Source organism: Rhizobium subbaraonis, assembly GCF_900220975.1.
In the GTDB taxonomy this organism is placed as follows: domain Bacteria; phylum Pseudomonadota; class Alphaproteobacteria; order Rhizobiales; family Rhizobiaceae; genus Mycoplana; species Mycoplana subbaraonis.
Genome location: NZ_OBQD01000069.1, coordinates 1 through 3,238, shown reverse-complemented (window position 1 = coordinate 3,238; position 3,238 = coordinate 1). Strand labels below are relative to the sequence as shown.

Sequence of the window (3,238 nt, the reverse complement as noted above, 5' to 3'; positions counted from 1 at the left end):
TCATGGATGCTCTCTCCTCTAGTGACGTTCTGGCGAACATCACTCTGGCACATTGCGATGCCGTCGGGAGGGGGCATCCACTCCATCAGCTCTCAGTGGAAATCAACACGTCTCCACCAATGGCGCTGAACTCACGTCTTTTGCGATCCTGGCTTGGTCTAAAGACCACAATGTCGTATGGCACTGCATCGCGCCGGACGAGTCTATGCAAACGGCCATGTCGAGATTTTCAACGACCGCATGCGCGATGAGGGCTCCACCAAGGCCTTTTCTTGCGTCTTGATCCTGCCCGCAGCACGATTGCCGAATGGGCGGAGGACTACAACACGTTTCGTCCGCACTCGTCGCTCGAATGTCAGACCCTGGCTGCCTAAGCCCGACCATCGCCGCAACCCGTTCTCACACTGCGCAATGTGAAAGCTAGACGTTTCCACCGGTTGCTCCCACGGCGCCACTTGGCGTATCCAACTGCCGAGGCACTAATCGCTGCTGGATGGAAGTTCAGTGGCAGGTCAGTCACCCACAGGATCGAGTCGACTTCTCGGAGTATGGCGAAATCAACGTGCTTCTCGACGGTGTCGTAGTTCCATAATTTAACGTTACGCCAGATTTATCTCTTGAGTGGCTTGGATGATCCACCGAGCTTGCGGATATTCAACCCCACGACTGTGCGCACGTATCCGCAAATTGACTGGCCTAGGGTTCCGTGCTGGCAGTGGCAAATAGATGCCGATTGGCAGTTGCTCGACATGACGGAACCCCGCAAGCGGGGTCTTACGATAACGCTGCAATGGTGGCAACTAAACCACATATGTGCTAATGTGGGTCCGTCACTTCGGGAGTATGTGAGATGAGCCGCTTGACGATCGACATAACGGACAAACAACATCAAAGCCTCAAAGCGCTAGCCGCACTGCAGGGCAAGACAATCAAGCAGTACGCACTTGAGCGCCTGTTTCCCGGGGACGTCGAGGGAGAACGGGCCTGGGAAGAGTTAAAGACGTTGATGAATACGCGCATCAGTGAGGGGCTCGCCGGAAAACTGTCGACCAAAACTGTAGGTGAGATCCTCGACGAGGAGATTGGCGAAGGTCGCGCTTGACGGCTTACATCCTGACCGCAGAGGCAGAATCCGATCTTCGCTCGGTAATCCGTTACACACGGGCACAATGGAGTGCCGCCCAGGTACGTCACTACGTCTCGGCTTTGGAGCGAGGAATGGAGGACATTGCCGCGGGCAAAGTTCCCTTCAAGGACCTGAGCGCACTCTATCCGGCGCTGCGGATGGCGCGATGCCGGCACCACTACATCTTCTGTCTGCCTCGCGAACATGCTCCCGCTCTCATCGTAGCGATTCTTCACGAACGAATGGATCTCCTGAGGCGTTTGGCTGACCGTCTAAACGAGTGATGTTTTCACGACGGGATGAACTCCTGCGCGCGTGCTAGATAAGCCCTTGTCTTCGAGCGATAAAAAGGGTGTCGTCGGTTCGGATCCCTTCAAGAGCAAGGCTATGGCCGCCCCTCGCCTAACGGCGATATCATCGAAATTGCAGTAATTGGCTGGAGCGTAGCGCGGCTCGTAGAAAGCTGCCGCTAACAGCTCCCCGGAATCTGTTCCACCGCCAGCCCCGCTGCCCTCCACTCCGGCAAACCGTCCTCGAGGCGACGAGCCGTGAAGCCGTGTTTTCGCAACTCAGCCACCGCCTCGAAAGACATGACACACCAGGGTCCACGGCAATAGGCGACTATCTCACGATTGGTCTGGAGGTCAGGCAGAAAGCGTTCGAACTCGGACAGAGGCATATTGATAGCGCCGGGCAGATGGCCGAGCGCAAACTCGTCCGCTGGTCGCACATCGATGACGGTCACTAGACCGTCTTTCATGCGCGCCACCAATTCGTTGCGCGAGACTGGCTCCAGATCGTCATGGCGGTCAAACCAGTTGCGGACCACACGCTCTACCTCTGCCGAATGTGTTTCAGCGACCAAACGAATGGCAGCGAAAGCTGCAAGCACGCTCTCGTCGGCCAACTGGTAATGGACGAACTTGCCGTCGCGCTCGGAGGTGACGAGACCCGCCCGGCGCATGGCCTGCAGGTGTTGCGAAACATTGGCAATCGGCAGGCCGAGTTTCATCGCCAACGCGTCGACGCTGCGGGGGCCTTGCGCCAGATGCTCGATCAACTCCAGCCGCTGCGGATTGCCGAGCGCCTTGGCGACAAAGGCAAATTGCTCGTAAAGCGCCTGCTTGGGATTGCGGATTGACATGTCGTCTGCGGTCACGACACTTCGTTCAATATAGTTATTGAATGTATCGTGTCATATGCCACCGGGAGGGACAACGCAGATGAAGACGCTGATCATCCTGAACGATCCGCCCTACGGCACCGAACGTTGCTACAACGGGCTGCGGCTGGCCCATGCGCTCGCCAAGGCGGATGCAGCGAACTTGGTCACGGTCTTTCTGATGGCCGATGCAGTCGTCGCCGCAAAGGCAGGGCAGAGGACCCCGGATGGCTACTATAATATGGAACGGATGCTGAAGCGTGTCGTGTCCGGCAAGGGCGAGGTCTTGCTATGCGGAACCTGTATGGACGCACGCGGCTTGAGCGAAACCGACATGATGGAGGGTGCCCGCCGCAGCACGATGGACGAACTGGCGGCCAATATCATCGCCGCAGACAAAGTGCTGGTGTTCTGATGGGATCTTCATCCATGCACAGGCAGGTCTTCTTGCTCGCCAGCGCGCAGGCGCTCTTCCAGACGGCCTCGGTAATGGTGATGACGGTTGGAGGGCTGTCTGGCAGCCACATCGCCTCACGGCCCGAATTGGCCACCATGCCGATCGCCGCCATGTTCCTGGGCACAGCCGCTGCGACTTTCCCAGCATCCATGTGGATGACGCGCGTCGGTAGGCGGGCGGGCTTTGTGCTGGGCGCGCTTCTCGGTGTGGCGGGTGGCGCGGCAGGGGCAGCGGGCATCTGGACGGATTCGCTTCTGCTGCTCTCAATTGGCACCTTTCTCATTGGCACCTACCAGGCGTTTGCCCAGTTCTATCGCTTCGCAGCGGGCGAAGTTGCGGATGATGCGTTCCGTTCACGGGCCATCTCGCTGGTTCTGGCCGGCGGCGTGGTGGCAGCGTGTCCGACATCAGCGCCCATGAGACAGACCTGGCTTAGTTGAGAAGAGAGGATTTTCGGCTCATCGTAGCTCATTCACAGGAAGCGAAGATGAGA

The 3,238-nt window shown here is 58.1% G+C and carries 5 protein-coding genes and 1 pseudogene; 5 read left to right on the top strand and 1 reads right to left on the bottom strand.

Going from position 1 to position 3,238, the window contains the following annotated elements; all coding sequences use genetic code 11:
• Positions 1-109: 109 nt before the first annotated feature.
• The 3 genes and pseudogenes from CRO48_RS31410 to CRO48_RS31400 all read left to right on the top strand — a co-directional run.
• Positions 110-494 (top strand): annotated as a pseudogene (locus tag CRO48_RS31410) (integrase core domain-containing protein); the annotation flags it as partial.
• A 356-nt stretch (positions 495-850) separates the two neighbouring features.
• Complete coding sequence (locus tag CRO48_RS31405; RefSeq protein WP_097143544.1) at positions 851-1,102, top strand: antitoxin; 252 nt, start codon at positions 851-853, stop codon at positions 1,100-1,102.
• Positions 1,099-1,410 carry a type II toxin-antitoxin system RelE/ParE family toxin gene (locus tag CRO48_RS31400; protein ID WP_097143543.1) on the top strand — a complete coding sequence of 104 codons (312 nt, stop codon included), beginning with the start codon at positions 1,099-1,101 and terminating at the stop codon, positions 1,408-1,410. Before CRO48_RS31405 ends, CRO48_RS31400 begins: the two co-directional genes overlap by 4 nt.
• Positions 1,411-1,595: 185 nt before the next feature.
• On the opposite strand, the gene CRO48_RS31395 is transcribed toward CRO48_RS31400, so the two are convergent.
• A complete protein-coding gene (locus CRO48_RS31395) occupies positions 1,596-2,270 on the bottom strand; it encodes an ArsR/SmtB family transcription factor (RefSeq protein ID WP_097143542.1) in 675 nt (224 codons plus the stop codon).
• A 79-nt stretch (positions 2,271-2,349) separates the two neighbouring features.
• Between CRO48_RS31395 and CRO48_RS31390 the strand changes: the two genes are divergently transcribed.
• Positions 2,350-2,703 (top strand): DsrE/DsrF/TusD sulfur relay family protein, encoded by a 354-nt coding sequence (locus CRO48_RS31390; protein WP_097143541.1) that lies wholly within the window; start codon positions 2,350-2,352, stop codon positions 2,701-2,703.
• A gap of 14 nt (positions 2,704-2,717) precedes the next feature.
• Positions 2,718-3,185 carry a hypothetical protein gene (locus tag CRO48_RS31385; protein WP_245423736.1) on the top strand — a complete coding sequence of 156 codons (468 nt, stop codon included), beginning with the start codon at positions 2,718-2,720 and terminating at the stop codon, positions 3,183-3,185.
• Positions 3,186-3,238: the final 53 nt, after the last annotated feature.